We start from the raw sequence: 21,323 nt of genomic DNA, 5'->3' as shown, positions 1-21,323 counted from the left end.
GCCCCGTTCGGGGTGGGACCGCCACACAGGGGGGCTCAGTCGAGCGGCGTGAAGACGCCGCGCTCCTCGAGCAGCTTGATGTTGCGGGCGCGCGTCTCGCGCTCGCGGGCGAGCCAGCCTTCGCCGGGAGGGGCGTCGAGGTACTGGTTCTTCGGGTAGATCGGCTTCTCGTAGATCGCCGCGTACTGCTCCGTGCGCAGGTCCTTCAAGCCGTTGAAGACGCCGTTCGCCTGGCGGTCGCGCCGCAGGGCGTCGATGTCGATCGTCGTGCTGACGAAGGTGTCGCCCGCCGTCACTCCCGGGGTCTCCGTGATGATCTTGCCGCGCTGGTTGACGATCATCGAGCGCCCACCGAAGAGGTCGTTGATGACGCCGTCCGGACCGAGCTCGGGGCCGAGGTTCGGAGCGACCACGATCGCGTTGTTGAACAGCGCGTGCGCCTTGTTCTGCACCTCCCACATGCCCTGCGAGGTCTGCGGCTCGATGAGGGTCGCGCGGATGATGACCTCGGCGCCGTTCATCGCCAGGCCACGGGCGATCTCGGGGTACGCGCCCTCGTGGCAGATCACGTAGCCGATGTTGCCGATGTCGGGGGTCTTCGCGACGGGGTAGATGGCGTCCATCACGTTGCCGTCGCCCTTCTTCTGGATCCACTCGTCCCACAGGTCGTGCGGGTTGGTGGTGCCGAGGGTGCCGCCCTCGAAGCCGTCGCTGGTCGCCTTCGCGCGACGGTAGATGACGTCGCCGTTCGGGTCGATCATGAACGCGCAGTTGAAGTAGCGGTCCGGGAAGTCGTCGTCGGCGACCAGGTAGAGCTCGCCGGCGATGTAGGTGTTCAGCTCACGAGCGGCTTTGCCGAGCTCGTCGGTCTCCGGTCCGGGGATCGTCCGGGCGAACTTCTTCTCCGCCTCGCGGTTGCCCGCAGTGAATGCCATGTGCATCCCCTGGATCGCCATCTCGGGGATGACGACCAGCTTGACCGGGTGGCCCTCGGTCGCGGCCACGCCGACCGCCGTCTTCATGAACGAGATGATGCGCTTGGTGTTCTTCAGCGCGTCCTCCGGTTCGACGATCGGGATCTGCAGCGGCGAGAGCGCTACGACTGTGTACGGCTCAGTCACGTCCAACTCCTTTGTTGATTGGGGTTCGTGCGTTCATGTTAGCGCACTATCAGATTCTGTCAAACGGGAGTTTTCGGCTCGTTGGTGTTGCTGAGGTGAGTCGGGTCGACCTTCGGTGGCGGATATCGTAAATGCAGTAAATTCCTGGTCAAATGCCTTTTCGATCGCGCGAGCATGTCACGGTCGATCGCCACCGCCGACCCTGGGTGGTTGATAGAATCGGCTCAAGTGAGCGCACTCACGCGGTTGCGCAGTGGAGGCAGAGAAGCCGCCGGATGGTCCCCGGCGCACCCGGCGCGGTCGCCAGATGCTCGAGCCCCAACTCGATCAGCGCCAGGCGTGCGCGGAGGACGGTCGCACGCGGCAGGCCCGTGCACTCCGCGAGCTGTTCGTGGCTCAGCAGGGCGATGCCGCCGGCGTCCGCCCGCACGGCCTCCACCCGCGCGACGGCGAGGAGGGTGCCCGGCTCCATCCCGGTCTCGTCCAGGATCGGTCGCGCGGCCGGGTGCCCGACGACGTGATCCACCGCGGCGACCCACGAGTCGGCGTCGACGAAGTGGGACTCGTGCGTCATCCGCCCGGCCGGAGCAGGCGCACGATGCTCCAGCGCAGCCGCTGCCAGCGCGACGACCGGAGCACCTCGCCCCGAGCGGGGACTTCGTCGCCGTCCCGCCCGGCCGGCATGAACTCGACGAGGTCGCACCGCGTGCAGCTGGACAGCTGGCGATGGACCGCCAGGCCCACGCCGTAGTACGGATTGGCCACGACCCGCACCGCCGCACCGCATCGCACGCACCGGCGCGGACGTCTCGGCACGTCCGGCTCAGCCATGGGACGTCTCGCGTGCGGTTCGGTGGTGCATGTGCTGCCGCCTCGGGGTGGTTCGGTGCCTGCGGGTGCACGGGTGGGAGGGCCCCGGTGACCCTCCCCACCCGAAGGGGAGGATCACCGGAGATCGTCGCCGTCCGGGGAGGCGGTGACGATTTCACGTTATGCACGGCGCTCCGGCATCGATATCCGGTCGGCGCGGAGTCCTGTCCGATGTGCGCGGACGGGTCGTCCGGCGTCGAGATCCGACGCATACAATCGCGGAATGCGATCCGACGTGAACGAGATGTTCGGCAGCCGCCGCATCGCGGCGGGACGCGGTGTCGAGCAGGCGCGATATGCCCTGTCCGACGTCTTCCTGCCGGTGGACTTCCCCTCGGCGGCTCCCGCGAGCGTCATCGACCTGAAGCTCAACGCGGTGACGGTGGGCCGGACCACCTGCGGTTTCATGCGGTTCGAGGAGGCCGTGCGCATCAGGACCGCGGAGGCGGAGAACTACCACGTGGACATCCCGGTGGGCGGCCGCGCGACCATGCGAGCAGCCCTGTCGACTCCGGTTTACGGCACTCCCCAGACGGCCGCGATCTTCATGCCCGGGCGGCCGGTCGAGCTCGACTGCGGCGAACGGTTCTCCCAGCTCGCCCTGATGATCCCGCGCGATCAACTGCAGCGGGAGCTCGAGCACCTGCTCGGCTCCCGCGCCGCCGGCCCCCTGGAATTCTCGGCAGAACTGAGCCTGTCGACCCCCGGCGGCCGGCTGGTGATGCAGACGCTCCGGATGATCGACCACGCCTCCGCACAGGACGGCGGAGCGCTGGCCCACCCGCTGGCCGCGCAGCGCTTCGAGCAGGTGCTGGTGCACAGCCTGCTGTTCTCACAGCCCCACAACTACTCCACCCGGCTCGCCATCCCGACTCCGGCAGCGGGGGGCGGGCCCGTCTCGCGGGCGGTGGACCTGCTGCGGAACAGCCCCGCGCATCCGTGGACCGTCGCCGAGCTGGCGGCGGCCGTCTCCGTGAGCGTCCGAAGCCTGCAGGAAGGCTTCCGCCGGTCGCTCGACACCACGCCGATGGCGTACCTCCGCGCCCTCCGGCTCGAGAAGGTCCGCGACACCCTGTCCGCGGCGGAGCCCGGTTCGGTCAGCGTGACCGAGGTCGCCGCGCGGTGGGGCTTCGTGCACCTCGGCCGATTCGCCGGGGCGTACTCCCGCGCGTTCGGCGAACGCCCGTCGGAGACTCTGCGCCGATGACGGCGCGGGTATCCCGGACCGCCCCCGGTCGCCGCCTCCCGATCGCCATCACGGTCGGTCTCGCCGTGCTGGTGCTGGCCGGTGCCGGGTACCTCGCCTATCTGATGGCCTCCGGATACTTCTCCGATCAGGTCGCGAGCGGCTCGGTGCCGCCGCGGGACAGCGCCGCGCAACTCGCGCCCCGCCTGTTGCGGGCGTTGGAGGCGGGCGATCGGGATGCCGTCGACAGACTGGTACCCGGTTCCCCGGCAGTCGAGGTCGACGAAGTGATGGGCCTGTGCGCGGGCCAGCGCGATTCGCGCATCCACCCGAACCTCAGCGAGGGGGACGGTCCACAGGCGGTGCTCATCGTCGCGGACGGCCAGCCGGCGTACACGGTCCCGCGCGCGGGCTCGTGCAGCTGGTGGATGTACTGGGATCAGGACCACCGGTCCTGGACGATCGGGACGGTCGACGGCAGCCCGGAGCCCGAGGTGCCTCCCGGCGGTTGAGCACTGCAGGGCCGCCGCGCCGCGCCGTCAGCCGCCGAGCAGGGCGTTCCCCAGGTCGGTGCGGAAGTAGAGCACGCTCCGCCCGTACCGCGCCGACGTCAGGAGCCGTGCATCCCTCAGCGCGCGGAGGTGCTGGTTGACCGCGGTGGTGGTGACGCCGAAGCGCGCGGCGAGCTCGGTCGACGACGCGGGCTCGGCGATCGCGTGCAGCAGGGTCGTGCGGGTGCGGCCGATCAGGGCGACGAGGGCGCGATCGTCGACGGCCTCCCCGACCTCCCACATCACGCCCTGGCCGCGGGCCGCGTAGAGGATCATCGGGGGCTCGCCTGCCGCGATCGGGGCCGAGACCCGGCGGGAGAACATCGTCGGGACCAGCGTCAGGCCGTGGCCGCCGATCACCTCGTGCCGGTGGAGGCGGGTGTGCAGCGTGACGGACAGCACCCGGTCGGCGAAGCGGAGGTTCGGGGAGATGCCGTTCAGCATGCCGGTGAGGCCGGCCCGGGCGACCTCGCGGCCGCGGTAGACGATGTCCGCCTCGAGGATGCGGCGCATGCGCGGCCAGTGCGGCGCGAACGCGACGCTCCAGTACTCGGCGAGCGCGTCGACCATGCGATCGATCGCCTGGCGCGGGTCGCCGCGGAACGGCGCGGGCAGCTCGCCGTGCACCTCGACGAGCTGCTGCCGGAAGCGGTCGGCGTCGAGGTGGCGCAGGGCGTCGAGCTCGTCGTCGATGCGCGTGAGCGGGGAGGTCGGCCGCGGGTTGAGGAAGTCGGGGGTGGAGAGGCCGTCGTTCACGAGCGCGAGCAGGGCATCCTGGTCGAGCTCGTGCCGGGCCTCTTCTGTGAGCCGGACCCACGGCAGCTGGAGGGGGTACAGCTCGGGCCGCGTGAGCGCCCGGATCGAGAGCCCCAGCTCGCAGAGCGGCGAGAGTGCGAGGCGGACCGCGCCGACGTCGTCCTCGTCGAGCTCGTACGTCAGCATGAAGCAATACGCTACATCAGTTCGCTGCGAGCGCCGTCGCTGGAATAACGGACGGGTGTCCAGCCTCCCGCGCCTCCGCCCGCCCGTCCCCTCCGCTCTCGCCGACCCTGTGCTGCGGATCCTCGTGTCCGCCGCGCTCGTGAACGCCCTCGGGCGCGGCGTGTTCCTCACCCTGTCGATCCTCTACCTGACCCTGTCCGCGGGGCTGTCGACGACCGTCGTCGCCGTCGTCCTCACCATTGCCAGCGGGGTCGGCGTGCTCACGTCGGTGGTCGCGGGCCACCTGGCGGACCGCGTCTCGGCCCGCCTGCTGCTCGTCGCGCTCGTCGCGGTCGAGGGATGCGCCCTCATCGCGTTCACGTGGTCCCCGGCGGTCGCCGTCGTGGCCGCGGTCGCCTCCCTCACCATCGGAGCCAACCGTGCCTCCAACGCGGTCCGCTCCGCGATCGTGGCGCGCGCCTTCGAGGGCGCCTCCCGGGCGGGCACGCGGGCGATCCTGCGCACCGCCGCCAACCTGGGGATCGCTATCGGATCGGCCGCAGCCGGCGTCCCCGTGCTCATCGGCACGCCGGCGGCCTACCGCGTCGCCTTCCTCGTCGCGGGATGCATCACGCTGGCCGGAGCGGTGACGCTGCTCGCCCTCCCGCGCTCCCTCGACGGCCACGCGGCCTCCCCCGCCGGCGCCGGCCCACGCGCGACCGCTCCGCTGGGCCGCTCGCCGTTCCGCGACCCGCGCTACCTCGCGCTCACACTGCTCGCGGGCGTCTTCGCGATGCAGTTCGGCGTGGCCGAGGTCGGCCTCCCGATCTGGGTGGTCTCGGACACGCGAGCGCCCCACGTCATCGTCTCGATCGCTCTCATCGTCAACACGGCGGGAGTCATCCTGCTGCAGATCCCGCTGTCGCGCGGATCCGAGGACCTCCGCCGCGCCGGAAGCATGACCGGGCTGGCCGGTGCGCTGATGGCGGCTGCGTGCGTCGCGTACGGCGGGTCGGCCGGGGTCGTCGCACCGCTCGCCGTGGCGCTCCTCCTCGCCGCCGTGCTCCTCCACACGTTCGCAGAGATCCTGTCGTCGGCAGGCACCTGGAGTCTCAGTTTCGAGCTCGCCGACCGAGCGCGCCCGGGCGCGTATCAAGGGGTCTTCGCCATGGGCTTCTCGCTCGGGAGCATGCTGGCGCCGCTGGTCGTCACCGCGACCGCCCTCGACCACGGGATGCCGGGCTGGATCGCCCTCGCCGCCGTCTTCCTCGGATCGGCGCTGGGGGTGCGGGCGCTGACGCGGCTGTCCCCGGTGGAACGGCGCCGCCGGCTCACGTGACCCCTTGCCGCGGCGACGACACGAGGTACAGAGTCGGTCCCATCAGACGAGTGGATGGGGACGCCATGGAGCAGAAGCCGCCGACCGACGCGATCAGGAAGGCGAACGCGGCGCTGCTGCAGTCTCTGCCGTTCGACGACGAGACCGACTTCGAGGACGCCGATCGCGGGTTCCTCGGGACGGTGGACGCACCGACGATCACGAGGGCCGACGGGCGGACCGTCTGGGACTTCAGCAGCTACGACTTCCTCACCGGCGCCGCACCCGATTCGGTGAACCCGAGCCTGTGGCGGCAGTCCAGACTCGTGGCCAAGCACGGGCTCTACGAAGTGGTCGAGGGCATCTACCAGGTGCGCGGATTCGACCTGTCCAACATCACGTTCGTCGAGGGCGACACCGGCGTCATCGTTATCGACCCGCTGATCTCCACGGAGACGGCTGCTGCGTCGCTGGCGCTCTACCGCGAGCACCGCGGCGAGCGCCCGGTCGTCGCGGTGATCTACACCCACAGCCACGTCGACCATTTCGGCGGGGTCTTCGGGGTGACCAGCGTGGAGGACGTGGATGCGGGGCGCGTACAGATCATCGCCCCCGACGGGTTCCTCGGGCACGCCGTCGAGGAGAACGTGTACGCGGGCGTCGCGATGGGCCGCCGGGCCGGCTACATGTACGGGGCGGCGCTCGCCCGCGGGCCGCAGGGCCAGGTCGGTGCGGGCCTCGGCCAGACGACCTCGATCGGCGAGGTCGGGATCATCCCGCCCACGGTGTCCATCACCGAGACGGGCGAGACCCTCACCGTGGACGGCGTCGAGATCGAGTTCCAGCTGGCACCGGGAACGGAGGCCCCGGCGGAGATGCACTTCTACTTCCCCCGGTTCCGGGCTCTGTGCATGGCGGAGAACGCGACGCACACCCTCCACAACCTCCTCACCCTGCGCGGTGCGCTGGTGCGCGACCCGCACATCTGGTCGATCTACCTCACCGAGGCGATCGGCAGCTTCGGCGACCGCAGCGATGTCGTGTTCGCCTCGCATCACTGGCCGACCTGGGGGTCGGACCGCATCGTCGAGTTCCTGGCGACCCAGCGCGACCTGTACGCCTACCTGCACGACCAGACCCTCCGCCTCCTGAACAAGGGGTTCACCGGGCCGGAGATCGCCGAGATGTTCCAGTTGCCCCCGGCGCTCGAGAAGGCGTGGAACGCGCACGGCTACTACGGGTCGGTGAGCCACAACGTGAAGGCGGTCTACCAGCGGTACATGGGCTGGTTCGACGGCAACCCGGCCCGGCTCTGGCCGCACCCGCCGACGGAGCTCGCCGCCCGGTACGTGGAGGCGCTCGGCGGGGTCGACCGCGTCGTCGAGCTCGCGCAGACCGCGTTCGACGCCGCGGACTTCCGCTGGGCGGCGACCCTGCTCGACCATGCGGTCTTCGCCGATGCCGGCCACGCGGCCGCACGCGAGCTCTACGCCGACACGCTCGAACAGCTCGCGTACGGAGCGGAGAACGGCACCTGGCGCAACTTCTTCCTCTCCGGCGCGACCGAGCTGCGCGACGGCAACTTCGGCACACCGACGGTCGCGGCCTCGCCGGCGATCGTCGCCCAGCTGACGCCCGAGCAGCTCTTCGACTCCCTCTCCCTCTCCGTCGACGGGCCGAAGGCGTGGGATCTGACGCTCGCCATCGACGTCACCCTCACCGACCTGGACGCGAACTACCGGCTCGAACTCCACAACGGGGTGCTCATCTACACGCGGCAGCCCGCGGACGCCGATGCCGACGTGCACCTGACGCTCACGAAGCCGCGACTCATCCAGCTCGCCGGAGGGGATCTGGCCGGCCCCGGGATCGAGCTCGCCGGCGACCAGGGCGCCCTCCAGGCGCTGCTCGGTGTGCTCGACCAGGGAGACACGGGGTTCGACATCGTGACGCCGTGATCCCGCGCTCTGTCAGGATGAGGTCGTCCCTGCCTGCCGACGAGAGCGAGCACCCGTGATCACCGTCCACCTGCGTTACGAGATCGATGCCGACAAGCTGGCGGAGTTCACCGACTACGGGCAGCGCTGGATCCGCCTCGTCAACAGGCTCGGCGGCGACCACCACGGGTACTTCATGCCCAGCGAAGGCGACAGCGACGAGGCGTTCGCGCTGTTCACCTTCCCGTCGCTGGCGGAGTACGAGCGGTACCGGGAGGCATCGGCGACGGACCCCGAATGCCAGGAGGCCTTCCAGTTCGCGCGCGAGACCGGCTGCATCCGCCGCTACGAGCGCCGCTTCCTGACGCCGGTCTTCGAGTAGGACGCATCCCGATCGGACCGCCGGTGTCACGCCGGCGTCGGCGCGGGGAGCCGCTGCGCCAGCACGGCGATGAGCGCCACAGCGGCCAGCGGGAGCAGAAGCGGGACGGCGCCGTCAGTAACGGTCCAACCGTCGGAACCGATCAGGGCGGCGACCACGGCCACACCTGCAGCGCCCCCGATCTGATTTCCGACGAACAGCACCGTCGATCCCGTGCCGAGCAGGTCGGGTGGGGGGACGCGGTACAGCGTGGCGACGGTCGGGCTCCCGACGGCGCCGAGACCGAGCCCCACCAGGAGCAGGCTCCCGACGAGAAGGGCTCCTCGAGCCACCGGCGCGACGGGCAGCGATGGAGCGACGACGAGTCCGACGAACCCCAGGGCCGCGACCCCCGCCCCGACGGTGACCAGCCTGCGAGGCGCGATGCGGTCGCTGAGGGCCCCGACGGCCGGCATCGCGATCACCGTCCCGATCCCGTACGGGATCAGGAGGGAGCCCGCGGCGACGACCGGCACGCCGACTACAGCACCGAGGTACTGCGGGACGGCGAAGAAGAGTGGGAAGATCGCCGCACCCAGGCCGACCATGATCACGACGGCCGGACCGAATCCCCGCTGCAGGAACGTCCGCGGCGGGATCAAGGCTTCGTCCCCGCGGAGTCGCATCCACGCGATCGACCCGCCGAGACCCGCGACACCGGCGATGCCCGCCCAGAGCACGGACTGGCCGAGCGCGACGAGGATGCCGACGACTCCTGCGATCAGCAGAAGCAGACCAAGGCCATCGAGCCGTCGCGACCCGTCGCCCTCAGTATCCGCTCCCGTCGGCAGCCACAGCGCCGCGCACGCGAGAAGCACGGCCGCCACCGCGGCGATGACGAGGAACACCGTCCGCCAGCCGGCGAGGGTGACGACCGCGGCCGCCAGGGCAAGACCGGCCAGGGGGCCGATCGACATCGCCGCCGCGACACCCCCCATCACCCGCCCCATCCGTGCCGGCCCGGCGGCACGCGCCAGCGCGGTGAGCATCAAGGGCTCGAGCACTCCGCCGCCGGCAGCCTGCAGGGCACGCGCCGCGATGAGGAGGGACACGTCGGGGGCGACGGCGCTCGCTAGGGAACCGGCCGCGAACACGGCGAGCGCGATGAGCCATGTTCGCCGGACGCCGAACCTCGTCCCGGCCCAGCCGCCGACCGGGATCGCCGTCGCGCTGACCAGGAGATAGACGGTGGTGACCCACGGGACGGCTTCCCCCGCGGCGGGGAACTCGGCCCGCATCGAGGGGATCATCACCCCGGCGACGGTCACACTCAGCAGGGCGAGGATCCCTCCCGGGATGAGGAGTGCCGCCACCCGACCGAGGCTGTATCGTCGCGACAAGATTATTAAACTCACGAGTTCAATATACACATCGGTTCACTCTTCGCAACCCTCGAGTAGCATCGAGGCATGACAACCCCGCCTCCCTCGCGACGCACAGGTGGCGCCGTGGCGGACCGCGAGGCCGCCATCCTGACGGCGGCGCTCGCGGAGTTCGGCAGATCCGGCTACGCCGATGCCAGCGTGGACGACATCGCCCGCGCCGCGGGAGTTGCGAAGCCCACGGTGTACAACCGTTTCGGTGACAAGCGCTCGCTTTTCGTCCGCGCGTGGACCACCGGTGCGCTGCGATCCCGAGACCGGGTCCAGCGGGCGATCGAGGCGGCCGATCCGCGACCGGACGACCTCGAGCGCACGCTCGTCGCCCTCGGGCACGCGCTGGTGGAATGCGTCACCGACGAGGAGGGGTCGGCCATCCTCCGCCTCCAGGCAGGCGAGCGCTCGCGCTTCCCGGAACTCGACGAGACGTCGGAGCGGTCCCGCGCGTCGAATCTCGATCAGCTCGCCGGAAAGCTCGCGCAGTACAGTGCGCGCGGCCTCCTGCGACTCCCCGACCCGGAGCGCGCAGCTTCTCACTTCATGGCGCTCGTCACGGACGGCGCCCTCCCCGCCAGCGGATACGGCACCCGCCGCATCACGAGCTCCGAACTCGACGGCTCGGTGCGCGCCGGAGTCGCGACCTTCCTCGCCGCATTCGGCTCGCAGGCCTAGGCACGAGCGAGTGCTGCGGGGCGCCCACGCGAGAGACGACCCTGGTCTGGTTCGGGCCGCCTTCGCCGCCGCGACGAACGCGCGGATGCGGTCGAGGTCCTTGACCCCGAGCGGATTCGACGCCGCTGGAAACGTCGACTCCCCAAGGGCGCGCGGAGGCGCTCGGCGAGGCTCTCGGCCTGCCCGTGACCTCCATCGACCCGGCGGACGCGACCGCGCACTTCGGCGTCGTCGGCCACTTCTTCGGCGCCACCATGACCGGCACCAGCGCACGCACGCGCGAACTGCTCGGCTGGGAGCCGACCGGGCCGACGCTGATCGGGGACATCCTGGGCGGGGCGTACTCAGGAGACTGATGGGCCTCAGGCAGCCTCGGGCGCGGATACTCCTGACATGAAGTAGCCCTCGCGACGGGTACGCCACGGAAGCTCAAGCTTCACACCTTCTCTGCCCAGCACGAAGACGACATGCTCGGTGACGAGGTCCTCAGAGACGGGGCTGGGTAGACCGACGACGTCTGTGGCAATCGGTGAATCCGACCTCGAAGTGAACAGCGAGACGTCCCACGACTCGCGCGAGCCATCGCTGGCTTGACGATGCGCTATCACGGACAGCACCGACGCCAGATCGGCGGCGGTCAGTTCCTGCAGCGGCTTCGCCATGTTTCCTCCACGCTCGATTCCAGCCCGACGTCGAATGTAACATTCAGCCCGTCTTCGCCGCCGCGACGAAGGCGCGGATGCGGTCGAGGTCCTTGACCCCGGGCGCGGATTCGACGCCGCTCGAGACGTCGACTCCCCACGGGCGCGCGGAGGCGACGGCCTCCGCGACGTTCTCGGGGTCGAGTCCGCCCGCGAGCATCCACCGGCCGCGCAGGGGTCGGTCCTCGAGCACGGCGAAGTCCCAGCGGCGGCCGGAGCCGGGGTCGGGTGAGTCCAGGAGGAGGGCTTCCTCGCCCCAGGATCCGACGTCGACCTCGTCGGCCGAGGTGACGGAGGTCGCGCGCCAGACGCGAAGACCGGCACCGGCGGCCGCTGCGACGTCGTCCGGTCGGTACCCAGTGCCGTGCAGCTGGACCACGTCGGCGCCGATCCCACCAGCGACGGAAGCCGCCTCCACCGCGGGGAGCTCGTCCACGACGAGCACGACGTCGGCGGCGCCCCCGACGAAGCCGGCGATCTCGCGCGCGACGTCGGCGGAGACCGTGCGACGGCTGCGTCTGCTCATGACCACGCCGACGGCGTCCGCACCGGCGTCGAGCGCGACCCTGGCCGACTCGATCGTGGAGAGACCGCAGATCTTCACGTACATCGGGACTCCTCGTTCATGAGCGACGGCCCCGCCCCGGTCGGGGCGAGGCCGTCGCGCCTGGCCGATTCCGTAGCCTAACGGGCGCTGATCGAGCGGGCGATCTCCGCACCCAGCGCGACGTTGTTGCGGTACACGTCGATGTTGACCTCGAGGCTCTCGCCGCCGGTGGCGCGCTGGATGTAGTCGAGCAGGAACGGCGTGGTGTCGTGACCCACGATGTTCGCGTCGGCCGCCGCGGCGTGCGCGGAGACGAGCACCTGCTCGAGCTTCTCGGGCGAGAGCTGCTTCTCGGCGGGGATCGGGTTGGCGACGAGCACCGTGGAGGCGAGCCCCAGCTCGTCGCGGCTGGCGGCGATGCTCGCGATCTCGTCCGTGCTGTCCACCGAGTACTCGATGTCGAAGCCGGAGTCGGTGATGTAGAAGCCGGGGTAGTCGGTGGTCTTCCAGCCGACGACCGGCACGTTCAGCGTCTCGAGCCGCTCGAGGGTGAGGCCGATGTCGAGGATCGACTTCACGCCCGCGCTCACGACGACGATGGGCAGGGTCGCGAGGGCGCCGAGGTCCGCCGACTCGTCGAAGGTCTGGGCGGCGCCCTGGTGCACCCCGCCGAGACCGCCGGTCGAGAACACCTTGATGCCGGCGGCGTGCGCCGCGTAGGCGGTCGCGGCGACGGTCGTGCCGGCGTTGAGCTGCTTGGCGGCGGCGATCGGGAGGTCGCGGATCGAGGCCTTGACGACGGAGTCGTCGTTGGAGAGCAGCTCGATCTCGGCGGACGACAGCCCGACGACGAGCTCGCCGGCGACGACGCCGATCGTCGCCGGGGTGACGCCGGAGGCGCGCAGCTGGGCCTCGGACTCGGTCGCGACCTGCAGGTTACGGGGGCGGGGCAGCCCGTGGGTGAAGATGGTCGACTCGAGGGCGAGGACGGGCCGGCCGGCGGCGACGGCCTCGCGGACCTCGTCGGAGATGCGGATGGAGCTCATGGTGTCTTCCTGCTTTCTTGCGGTGGTGATGCCAGTCTCGGGTGCGCTATTAGGCCGGATCAACAAGCAAATGTTCGACGATTGATAGGTTTTAACAATTAGTGGACGGCGGAGACCGAGGTCGTGTTCAGCTCGACCCCGCGGGGCTTCGGCAGCAGCAGCGAGACCGCGAGCGCCAGGGCGGTGATCCCGGCGGCGGCGAACATCGCGACGCTGTAGCCGAGGTGGGTCGGCACTCCGGTGGGACCGCTGCCGAGCATCTGGAGTGCGGGCATCACCGTGAAGCCGATACCGGCGCCGAACCCGAAGGCCGCCGAGTTCAGGCCCGGCAGGAACCCGGGGTTCTCGGGCGGGCTCAGCACGACGCCGAGGCCGTTGAGCATGATGTTCGCCATCCCGGCGTAGACCACGCCGAGGAAGAGCACCGCGCCGATGAGGAAGGGGAGGCTCTGCGTGCCGAGGAAGCCCAGGCCGACGATGCCGAGCACCGACCCGGCCAGTCCGACCCGCAGGATCGTGCGGTAGCCCACCACCGGCGCGAGCCGCCCGGCGAACGGACCGACGATCCAGCCCAGCAGCGCGTACGGGGTGAGCAGGATCAGCGAGGTCGTGTCCGCAGCCAGCCCGAACCCATTCGTCGGGTTCTGCGCGAGCGAGAGGGCCACCGCGTTCACGACGGGGACCACCCCGGCGATGGTGAGCGATGTCGTGAGCAGCAGCGCCCACACCGAGCGCTGCTTGAGGAGCGAGATCGATGCGAGCGGAACGGGGACGATGCGCTCGACAGTGAGGAAAGCCGCGCCGAACACCAGACCGAGGACGGCGAGTCCGCCGATCAGCCACCAGTTCGCGTCGCCCAGCTGCTGCAGCTCGTTGATCGCGAGCTGGAACGACAGGATCGCGCCGACCAGCGTGATCACGCCCCACCAGTCCATCCGCGCGCGGGCGGACGGACGGGACTCGGGAGTCCACGAGCGGGTGAAGACGAGCGCGAGGACGCCGAGCACGGTGATGACCCAGAAGATCGGCCGGAATCCCCAGAGGCTGGTGATGAACCCGCCGGCGATGGCATCCACCCCGGCGATTCCACCGTTGACGGCGGCGACGAGCCCCATGAGGTAGCCGTACCGGCGCGCGTCCTTCACCTCGGCCCGCAGGATGAGCAGGCTGACGGCGACGATCGGGCCCGAGGCGCCCTGCAGCGCCCGCGCCACGAGCAGGATCGGCAGGGTCGGCGCGAGGGCGGCCACGACGCTGCCGACGGTCATCGCCGCCAGCATCAGGAGCATGATGCGCTTGCGGCCGACGATGTCGCTCCAGCGGGGGAGGAAGATCCCGAACACCGCCGTCGCGGTGAAGAAGACCGTCTGCGCGAGCGCCGCACTGGCCTCGCTGACGTCGAGTTCGTGGGCCATCGTGACGAGGGCCGGCGCCAGCATGCTGGCGTTGAGCTGGAAGGCGGCGCACGCCACCAGCAGGGCGAAGACCATCCGCCTGATGGAGGCGGACCCGGTCGGTGCGGAGGTGTCCGCGGGATGGAGTTGCGTCATTGCTTCGTCCTTGCACTGGGCGCCGGCGCACCGGGGGTGGACGCGCCGACGACGGGGATGGGGGTGGTGGCGCCCGGCGAGCCGAGGACGGCCTGCGCGCTGCGGTGGCCGCCGCGGCAGGAGGCGACGAGGTCGCGACTGGTGAGGTAGGTGGTGAGGAAGCCGGCGGCGAACGCGTCGCCCGCTCCCGTGGAGTCACGGATCACCGTGACCGGCGGCACGTCGACCGTCAGCGGCTCGGCATGGGCGGAGAGCACCCGGGTGGGCTGCGCGCCCGCCTTGAGGACGAAGGTCGTCGACGGGTTGCGGCGCAGGTTCTCCGCGGTGGCGTCCGCGCTGCCGAAGCCCAGGAGCTCGGCCTCGTCGCCGTTCGCGATGAGGAAGTCCGGGGCGATGCGCTCGAGGTAGTCGCGGAACCGCTGCACGCCGAACGTCTCGATGACCTGGGTCGAGGAGGCGTCGACCGAGATGAGCCCGCCGCGCCCCCGCACGACGTCGATCATCGCCTCGACACTCTGCCGCACCGGGTCCCCGTCGAACGAGTAGGCGGGGATGTGCAGCAGTTCCACGCCGTCCAGCCACGCGTCCGCGACGCGCTCGAGCTTCGTCGCCGCCCCGCGGTTCGGGAGCATCGTGCGCTCCCCGTCCGGTTCGATCAGGATGACAATCGTGCCGGTCGTCCCGCGGCGCTGCACGCGCACGTCGACCCCGGACTCCGACAGCACGCGGCCCAGGTTCTCGCCGGTCGCGTCGTCGCCGACGCAGCCGATGAAGCGGGTCGGGTGGAGCCCCGCGGCGAACGCGGCGACGTTCGCCGCCGACCCGCCCCGGGTGCGATAGATCTCGGCCTGGTTGTCCGTCCCTCGTCGCAGTGCGCCACTCGGCCACACGACGATGTCTTCCACCAGGTCACCTACTACAGCCAGCATCCTTGCCTCTGTTCTTTCGTTCGAGCGAGGTCAACGCTAATGACGCTTGGTGATTCGACCAAGGCGGAAAAGACGACCAATTGATAGGCTCGCGCTATGGCTGTCACTCTCCGCCAGGTCGAGATCTTCCTCGCCCTCGCCACCGAGCTCCACTTCGGGCGCGCGGCGGATCGGTTGCACATCGCCCAAGCTACGGCGAGCCAGGAGTTGAAGCGCTTGGAGGTCGCGCTCGGCCTGAGACTGTTCACACGATCCACGCGCACGGCCAGCCTGACGCCGGCCGGCGAGGCCCTGGTCGAGGAGGCGCGCGCACTGCTCGACTCCGCCGACCGCTTCACCGATCGCGCCCGCCTCTTCCAGACCGAGCACCTCCAGCGCGTGCGCGTCGTGGCGTCGCCGAGCGTGATCAACACCCTGCTCCCGGCCGTCATCCGGCGCGCGGAGCAGGAGACGCCCGACACGAGCATCGAGGAGATCGCGGCCGACAGCGGGGCCGTCGTCGCCGAGGTCCTGCGGCAGACCGCGGACATCGGCATCGGCCGGTTCCTGACCCCGCCGCCGCGCTTCGCCACCGAGGTGCTGCTGCAGGAGGAGTTCCTCGCGGTCGTCTCGGCAGCGCATCCCCTCGCCGGCTCGGCCTCGATCGACCCGGCGGACCTGGGCGACCTGCCGCTGCTCCTGTGGTCCCGCGAGCAGGCGCCTGCGTACTACGACGCCCTCCTCGCGCTGTGCCACGACCGGGGGCTGAGCCCGATGATCCTGGTCTCGCCTCCCCGCATCGTCGGGTCGCGGAGCTACCTGCTCGGGGAGGGACGCGCGTTCAGCCTCGTGCCTCGGTCGGCGGTGCCGTCACTGCCGTCGGAGGTCGTCGCCGTGCCGCTGGATCCGCCGGGCGCGCTGCCGCTCGAGATGATCTACCGGGACCGCGACCCGCGCGAGAGCCTGCACGAGACGGTGGAGCTCATCCGTTCGACGGCCTCGCAGCTTCTTCGCTGACGCTCCGAGCGGGCACGAACCGGTGGGTGACCGCCAGCGCCAGGAGCACGACGCCGGCGGCCACGGCGACGAGGAAGCCGAGCGCGGCGCCGGCCGACGAGACCAGCTGACCCGCTCCGGCCGTGACGACCGCCTGGCTGACGATCAGCGCACTGCTGAGCACGGCGAACGCGGTCGTGCGACGCGACGCGGGCACGTCCTCGGCGGTCAGGGCGAACACGGTCACGAGGGCGGCGCCCATCCCGCAGCCGAGGAGGAAGAGCCCGATGCACGTCCACACCAGTGCGGCGCCGAGTGCGAGGACGACCGCCCCCGCGACGGCGACGCTCGCGGCGACGATCCAGCGTGCGCGACGCGGGAGGAGCGTCTGCGGGATGTGGGCGAGCGAGGCCGCCGAGAGGATCGACCCGACGCTCATCAGACCGTAGACGAGCCCGGTCCAGCCGGGGATGCCGGCGACCTCCAGCTCCCGCGTGAGCGCGGTGAGGGTGGCGCCGAAGATCGCGCCCACGCACGACATGCCCGCCACCAGGATGACGAACCTCCCGGACCAGAGGCGGTGACGGCGCCCGCCCGCTCCGCTGGTCGCCCCGGCCAGCCCGACGGCCGTCGGATGGAGGGCGAAGGCGACGACCGCGGTGAAGGTCAGCCCGGCGGCGACCAGCAGCGGCGCGCACGGGCCCAGGGCCAGGGAGAGGGCGCCGACGAGCACCGGCCCGACGACGAACGCGCCCTCGTCGGCCATCGACTCGTAGCCCATCGCCGCATCGAGCCGCGGACCCGACTCGGTGTCGAGCACCGCCGCCGCGACCCGCGAGCGCGAGAGCGGTGCGACCTGCGGGCTGACGACGCCGGCGAGCGCCGCGACACCGACGAGCACCCCGGTGGCGGCGCCGAACCAGACCAGCGCCGTCAAACCGACGAGCAGGAGGCCGAAGACCGGCCCGATCACGAGCAGCACGGGGCGCTGGCCGAACCGCTCGATCGAGCGCCCGAGGAGGGGCGCGCCCAGCGCGGTGCCGATCCCCGCCACGGCCGAGACGATGCCGGCCTCGGCGACCGACCGGCCGAGCTCGACCATCATCGTGAGCGCGCCGACCACCATCATGGCGAACGGCAGCCGGGCGATCAGGGCGAGCGCGATGTAGCGGAGGCCCATGAGGGAGAGGACGCTCGGCGGACGGACGCGACGGCGGGAAGGGGAGAGGACGGTCACCCGTCCACGCTAGGTTTCGATTCTTCCGCCCTCAATAAGAAGTCGAGGGTCATTGATCGATGGAGGCTATCGATCCCGGGTCGCCGACGCCGATGACAGGCAGCGACCCGGGATACGACAACGCTAGGTCGGCGGCGGAAAGCGGATCAAGCAGCATCCGCGCCCGCATTGATAGGTTCCGCCTATCAGCGCGTCAGCGCACGCCCGACGGTGTCGGAGCCTCTCCGTTGAGCACGTACCGGCCCACCTCGTCGCGCTTGTAGGCGACGGGATCGTGCAGCGAGATCGTGCGGACGTTGCGCCAGAAACGGTCCAGCCCGAACGCGGCGGCGGTCGAGCGGGCGCCGGTGTACTCGAAGATCGCGCTCGTCACCTCCAGGGCCGTGTCGGTCGACACGATCTTGGCGCTCGCGATGATCTCCGCGACGGCCGCCCGCTGCTCGGCCGTGACCTCGTCGCCGAGGGCGTAGAGCCAGTCGAGCGCGTGGATCGCGCGCTCGACCAGCGCGGACACGGCCTGGACCTTCGCGACGAGGGTGCCGTAGCCGGCGAGGATGTACGGCTCGTCGCGGCCGCGTTCCACCGTCGAGTGCAACGCCGGGCGGGTGTGCTCGCGCGTGTAGGCCGTGGCGGCCTCCAGCGCTCCCTCGGCGATGGCGAGGTGGAGGATGCCGAAGGTGAGCTGGAAGTGCAGCACCTGCACCGACTGCCGCGCCTCCTGCTCGCGGATCGGCCCGAAGCGGCGCAGGATGCGCGACTCGTCGACGCGCACGTCGGCGAGGGTGATCGACTGGCTGGCCGAGAGGCGCTGACCGAGCACGTCCCAGTCGCCGCTGAAGGTGATGCCGGCGTCCGCCGGGTCGAGTTCGACGACGGTCATCCGGTCGCCGTCGCGCAGGGCGATCGCGAAGAGGCGGTCGGCGACGGGCCCGCCGGAGGCGAATCCGCTGTCGCCGGTGATGACGAACCCGTCGCCGTCCGGAACGATCGGCGGATAGCCGGACGCGCGGTTGTTGCCGGGGCTCGCCCAGAGCCAGCGGCCGGCGGCGCTGTCCACGAGCGCGCGGCGCGACTGGTCGGTGTCGAACGACTGGATGAACCGCAGCCAGACGTAGTGGTAGCCGAGGAGGTGGGCGATCGAGGAGTCGGCGCGGGCGATCAGCCGGACGATCTGGGCCGTGATCGTCCACGGCACGCCCGCCCCGCCGAACTCCACCGGGATGCCGATGGTGAGCAGTCCACGCTCGCGCAGCAGCTCGATCTCGGCGGTCGGGAGGCGGTTGCCGCGGTCGCGTTCGAGCGCGTCGACGGCGAGGAGGCCGGCGACCTCGCGCGCCACGGCGATCCACTCCGCGTACCGGTCGTGGTCGCCGCCGATGTCCGACGGATCGGGCAGGAGGTCGAAGCGGCTCATCGGGTGCCCACCACCCAGGCGTGCGTCGGCGCGGTGCCGTTGAGCAGGTGGTCGCCGACCGTGCGCTGCTTGTAGATGCCGGGGTTGTGCACCGAGATGGTGCGGGCGTTGCGCCAGTGCCGGTCGAGCGTGCGGTCGCGGTCGACGGCGGAGGCGCCTCCCACCTCGAAGAGCGTCGTCGCGGCGCCGAGCACGGTGTCGACCACGGTGCTGTGCGCCTTCGACGTGGCGAGCTCGGCGGCATCGATCAGGTCTTCGACGGGCTCGCCGGCGGCGCGCGCGGTGGCGACCGCCTCCAGCGCATCGGCGGCGGCGAGGACGACGGCGTCGGCGGCGAAGGAGGCCGCGGCCAGGCGACCGACGACCTGCTGCACGAGCGGGTCCTCCCGGGGCAGGTCGGCCTGCGCGTGGCTGAAGACGCGCGTGCGATGCTGCACGTAGCCGACGGCGTCCGCGACGATCGCACGCCCGATGCCCGCGAGCGAGGCGAGCAGCACCTGCTGGTAGAACGCGATCATGTAGTGCGGGATGCGGTCTGCGTACCAGAAGACGTCGTCCCGCTCGACGGCGACCGCATCGAGGTGGGTCGTGCCGGAGGCGGTGAGGCGCTGGCCGAAGCCGTTCCAGTCGTCGACGAGCTGCAGGCCGGGATGCGTCGCGGACACCACGGCGAACGCCCGCTCGTCGCGCTCGTCCGAGACGCCGATCGCGAGCCAGTCGGCGTAGAGGCTGCCGGTGCTGTAGAACTTCGTGCCCGTGATGGTCCACTCGTCGCCCGCGGTGTCGAGGCGGGTGCCGGTGGCGCCGACCTTGCCGCCGCCGATCTCGGTCACGGCGTTGCCGAGGATCGCCCCGTCGGCGACGCGCCGCAACCACTTCGCGCGGGCCGGGCCGTCGGGATCGATGAGACGCTCCTCCACCATCCCGAAGTGGGCGCGCAGCGCCTGCGGGAGGTTCGAATCGGCTGCGCCGAGCTCGATCAGCAGATGGATGAGCTGCGACACCGACGCCCCCGCACCGCCCTCCTCGACCGGCAGACGGACCGCCCCGAACCCGGCCGCGGCGAGCGCACGGACCGCGTCGTGGGCGAGCGTGCGATCCCGCTCCCGGTCGGGCGCCCCCGCAGCGATCTCGGCGAAGAGCGGGCGGAAGCGCGCCGCGAGCTGCTCGTACGGCACCGCGTTCACGCCTCACCACCGAAGGCGCCGCGGTAACGGGAGGCCGGGTGCCGCTCGTCGAGGTGGTCGCGGCCGAAGAGCTTGCGGCGCAGCGTGCCGGGCGTGTACTCCGTCTGCGCGAGCCCGCGTCGCTGCAGTTCGGGCAGGACGTGGTCGATGAACTCGATGTAGGAGCCGGGGATGCGCCAGTTGACGACGTTGATGCCGTCCACCCCGGCGCGCTGCCACTCCTCCAGCTTGTCCGCGATGGTCTCGGGCGTGCCGACCAGGCGGCCCCGGCTCAGGAGCACCTTGCCGAGGTCGGCGACGGTGGCCTCGCGGTCGGGCACCGAGCGGCGCAGCCACTCGAGGATGGACTGGCTGGCGTTGGTGTGGATGTCCTTGAGCTGCGTCTCCGGCGGGTAGGGCGTGCCGTCGGGCCGGGTGCCGAAGTTCATGTGGGTGAGGTAGCCCTCGAGGCTGGCGTACTCGTCCAGCTCGGCCTCGGCGCGGCGCGCCTCCTCCTCCGTCGAGCCGATGACGAAGCTGATGCCCTGGAAGAACTTGATGTCCTCCGGGCGGCGGCCCGCCTCGACCGCGAGACGGCGGGTCTCGACGATCGTCTCGGCGGCGATCGCCGGAGTGGGCGCGGCCAGGAAAACGGCCTCGGCGTTGCGGGCGGCAAAGGCGCGGCCGGCACCGGAGGCGCCCGCCTGATACAGCAGAGGGGTGCGCTGCGGCGACGGCGACGGGAGGTGCGGACCCTCCACGCGGTAGCGCTCGCCCACGTGGTTGATCCGGTGGATCTTGGAGGCGTCGGCGTAGACGCCGCCCTCGCGGTCCTTGACGAGGGCGCCCTCGTCCCACGACCCCTCCCACAGCTTGTACGTCACGTCCACGTACTCCTCGGCCCAGCGGTAGCGCTCGTCGTGCTCGACGAGGCCCGGGAGACCGAAGTTGCGCGCCGCGCTCTCCTGCGCGCTCGTCACGATGTTCCAGGCGATGCGTCCCCGGCTGATGTGGTCGAGCGTCGAGACCTTGCGGGCGAACGCGAAGGGGTGCTCCTGCAGCACGCTGCTCGTGAACGCGAAGCCGAGGTCGCGGGTGTTGACGGCGAGCGCCGACAGCAGCACGGCGGGGTCGTTGCTCGGGATCTGGAGGCCCTGCCGCGCGTTCGGCGTGTAGTCGCCGTCCGCCGGGCCGTACACGCCGACCACGTCGGCGAAGAACATGGCGTCGAACAGGCCGTCCTCGAGCCGCTTGGCCAGGTCGATCCAGACGTCGACGTCTTCGAAGTCGGTCTGCCGGGAGTCGGGGTGGCGCCACTGGCCGTGGTTGATGTGCGACGCGGTGTTCATCACGAAGGCGTTGAAGTGGAGGGCGGACATGGA

At 71.0% G+C, this 21,323-nt stretch carries 22 protein-coding genes; 8 read left to right on the top strand and 14 right to left on the bottom strand.

What is annotated here, in order from left to right; translation table 11 throughout:
• Positions 1-35: 35 nt before the first annotated feature.
• The 3 genes from FHX33_RS13245 to FHX33_RS13235 form a co-directional block, all read right to left on the bottom strand.
• Positions 36-1,121: a nitrilase-related carbon-nitrogen hydrolase gene (locus tag FHX33_RS13245; protein WP_039921269.1), complete on the bottom strand. Its 1,086-nt coding sequence runs from the start codon at positions 1,119-1,121 to the stop codon at positions 36-38.
• 238 nt (positions 1,122-1,359) lie between these two features.
• The gene (locus FHX33_RS13240; RefSeq protein WP_021758588.1) at positions 1,360-1,695 is read right to left on the bottom strand and encodes a hypothetical protein; all 336 of its coding nucleotides are present in this window, start codon (positions 1,693-1,695) and stop codon (positions 1,360-1,362) included.
• Entirely contained in the window at positions 1,692-1,952 is a 261-nt protein-coding gene (locus FHX33_RS13235) for a hypothetical protein (RefSeq protein ID WP_039921274.1), read from the bottom strand. Before FHX33_RS13235 ends, FHX33_RS13240 begins: the two co-directional genes overlap by 4 nt.
• Positions 1,953-2,214: 262 nt before the next feature.
• Between FHX33_RS13235 and FHX33_RS13230 the strand changes: the two genes are divergently transcribed.
• Together FHX33_RS13230 and FHX33_RS13225 are read left to right on the top strand one after the other, a co-directional pair.
• On the top strand, positions 2,215-3,198 hold the full coding sequence (locus tag FHX33_RS13230) for an AraC family transcriptional regulator (RefSeq protein ID WP_021758592.1): 984 nt from the start codon (positions 2,215-2,217) through the stop codon (positions 3,196-3,198).
• Positions 3,195-3,689, top strand: a complete 495-nt coding sequence (locus FHX33_RS13225) for a hypothetical protein (RefSeq protein WP_021758594.1) — start codon at positions 3,195-3,197, stop codon at positions 3,687-3,689. The genes FHX33_RS13230 and FHX33_RS13225 overlap by 4 nt, the downstream gene beginning before the upstream one ends.
• 27 nt (positions 3,690-3,716) lie before the next feature.
• Here FHX33_RS13225 and FHX33_RS13220 read toward each other — a convergent pair whose 3' ends face one another.
• Entirely contained in the window at positions 3,717-4,670 is a 954-nt protein-coding gene (locus FHX33_RS13220) for an ArsR/SmtB family transcription factor (RefSeq protein WP_021758596.1), read from the bottom strand.
• A 55-nt stretch (positions 4,671-4,725) separates the two neighbouring features.
• Here FHX33_RS13220 and FHX33_RS13215 point away from each other — a divergent pair, with 55 nt between their 5' ends.
• The 3 genes from FHX33_RS13215 (at position 4,726) to FHX33_RS13205 (ending at position 8,286) form a co-directional block, all read left to right on the top strand.
• The gene (locus FHX33_RS13215) at positions 4,726-5,988 is read left to right on the top strand and encodes an MFS transporter (RefSeq protein ID WP_338092032.1); all 1,263 of its coding nucleotides are present in this window, start codon (positions 4,726-4,728) and stop codon (positions 5,986-5,988) included.
• Between the two features lie 65 nt (positions 5,989-6,053).
• Positions 6,054-7,925: an alkyl/aryl-sulfatase gene (locus FHX33_RS13210; RefSeq protein ID WP_021763975.1), complete on the top strand. Its 1,872-nt coding sequence runs from the start codon at positions 6,054-6,056 to the stop codon at positions 7,923-7,925.
• A 55-nt stretch (positions 7,926-7,980) separates the two neighbouring features.
• Positions 7,981-8,286 carry an NIPSNAP family protein gene (locus tag FHX33_RS13205; protein WP_021763974.1) on the top strand — a complete coding sequence of 102 codons (306 nt, stop codon included), beginning with the start codon at positions 7,981-7,983 and terminating at the stop codon, positions 8,284-8,286.
• Between the two features lie 26 nt (positions 8,287-8,312).
• Here the strand turns inward: FHX33_RS13205 and FHX33_RS13200 are convergent, their stop codons facing one another.
• Positions 8,313-9,638 (bottom strand): MFS transporter, encoded by a 1,326-nt coding sequence (locus FHX33_RS13200; protein ID WP_021763973.1) that lies wholly within the window; start codon positions 9,636-9,638, stop codon positions 8,313-8,315.
• A 96-nt stretch (positions 9,639-9,734) separates the two neighbouring features.
• Between FHX33_RS13200 and FHX33_RS13195 the strand changes: the two genes are divergently transcribed.
• Positions 9,735-10,376 carry a TetR/AcrR family transcriptional regulator gene (locus FHX33_RS13195; protein ID WP_081704027.1) on the top strand — a complete coding sequence of 214 codons (642 nt, stop codon included), beginning with the start codon at positions 9,735-9,737 and terminating at the stop codon, positions 10,374-10,376.
• Positions 10,377-10,561: 185 nt separating this feature from the next.
• A complete protein-coding gene (locus FHX33_RS13190) occupies positions 10,562-10,732 on the top strand; it encodes a hypothetical protein (protein WP_021763970.1) in 171 nt (56 codons plus the stop codon).
• Between the two features lie 6 nt (positions 10,733-10,738).
• Here FHX33_RS13190 and FHX33_RS13185 read toward each other — a convergent pair whose 3' ends face one another.
• From FHX33_RS13185 to FHX33_RS13165, 5 genes are all read right to left on the bottom strand, one after another.
• On the bottom strand, positions 10,739-11,038 hold the full coding sequence (locus FHX33_RS13185) for a hypothetical protein (protein WP_021763969.1): 300 nt from the start codon (positions 11,036-11,038) through the stop codon (positions 10,739-10,741).
• A gap of 43 nt (positions 11,039-11,081) precedes the next feature.
• Complete coding sequence (locus tag FHX33_RS13180; protein WP_021763968.1) at positions 11,082-11,687, bottom strand: phosphoribosylanthranilate isomerase; 606 nt, start codon at positions 11,685-11,687, stop codon at positions 11,082-11,084.
• 74 nt (positions 11,688-11,761) lie between these two features.
• Positions 11,762-12,670, bottom strand: coding sequence for a pseudouridine-5'-phosphate glycosidase (locus FHX33_RS13175; RefSeq protein ID WP_021763967.1), 909 nt, complete (start codon positions 12,668-12,670; stop codon positions 11,762-11,764).
• 98 nt (positions 12,671-12,768) lie between these two features.
• Positions 12,769-14,220: an MFS transporter gene (locus FHX33_RS13170; RefSeq protein WP_021763966.1), complete on the bottom strand. Its 1,452-nt coding sequence runs from the start codon at positions 14,218-14,220 to the stop codon at positions 12,769-12,771.
• Positions 14,217-15,149, bottom strand: a complete 933-nt coding sequence (locus FHX33_RS13165; RefSeq protein ID WP_021763965.1) for a carbohydrate kinase family protein — start codon at positions 15,147-15,149, stop codon at positions 14,217-14,219. Before FHX33_RS13165 ends, FHX33_RS13170 begins: the two co-directional genes overlap by 4 nt.
• A gap of 96 nt (positions 15,150-15,245) precedes the next feature.
• Between FHX33_RS13165 and FHX33_RS13160 the strand changes: the two genes are divergently transcribed.
• Complete coding sequence (locus tag FHX33_RS13160; RefSeq protein WP_021763964.1) at positions 15,246-16,145, top strand: LysR family transcriptional regulator; 900 nt, start codon at positions 15,246-15,248, stop codon at positions 16,143-16,145.
• Here FHX33_RS13160 and FHX33_RS13155 read toward each other — a convergent pair.
• The 4 genes from FHX33_RS13155 to FHX33_RS13140 form a co-directional block, all read right to left on the bottom strand.
• Positions 16,111-17,361: an MFS transporter gene (locus FHX33_RS13155; protein WP_183428604.1), complete on the bottom strand. Its 1,251-nt coding sequence runs from the start codon at positions 17,359-17,361 to the stop codon at positions 16,111-16,113. The genes FHX33_RS13160 and FHX33_RS13155 overlap by 35 nt on opposite strands.
• A gap of 193 nt (positions 17,362-17,554) precedes the next feature.
• The gene (locus tag FHX33_RS13150; protein WP_021763834.1) at positions 17,555-18,775 is read right to left on the bottom strand and encodes an acyl-CoA dehydrogenase family protein; all 1,221 of its coding nucleotides are present in this window, start codon (positions 18,773-18,775) and stop codon (positions 17,555-17,557) included.
• Positions 18,772-19,962 (bottom strand): acyl-CoA dehydrogenase family protein, encoded by a 1,191-nt coding sequence (locus FHX33_RS22160; protein ID WP_021763835.1) that lies wholly within the window; start codon positions 19,960-19,962, stop codon positions 18,772-18,774. The genes FHX33_RS13150 and FHX33_RS22160 overlap by 4 nt, the downstream gene beginning before the upstream one ends.
• On the bottom strand, positions 19,959-21,320 hold the full coding sequence (locus FHX33_RS13140; protein ID WP_021763836.1) for an LLM class flavin-dependent oxidoreductase: 1,362 nt from the start codon (positions 21,318-21,320) through the stop codon (positions 19,959-19,961). The genes FHX33_RS22160 and FHX33_RS13140 overlap by 4 nt, the downstream gene beginning before the upstream one ends.
• Positions 21,321-21,323: the final 3 nt, after the last annotated feature.

It is taken from the genome of Leifsonia aquatica (genome assembly GCF_014190775.1).
Lineage (GTDB): Bacteria > Actinomycetota > Actinomycetes > Actinomycetales > Microbacteriaceae > Leifsonia > Leifsonia aquatica.
The sequence above is the reverse complement of the archived record's forward strand: the minus strand, read 5'-3'. Positions and strand labels throughout refer to the sequence as shown.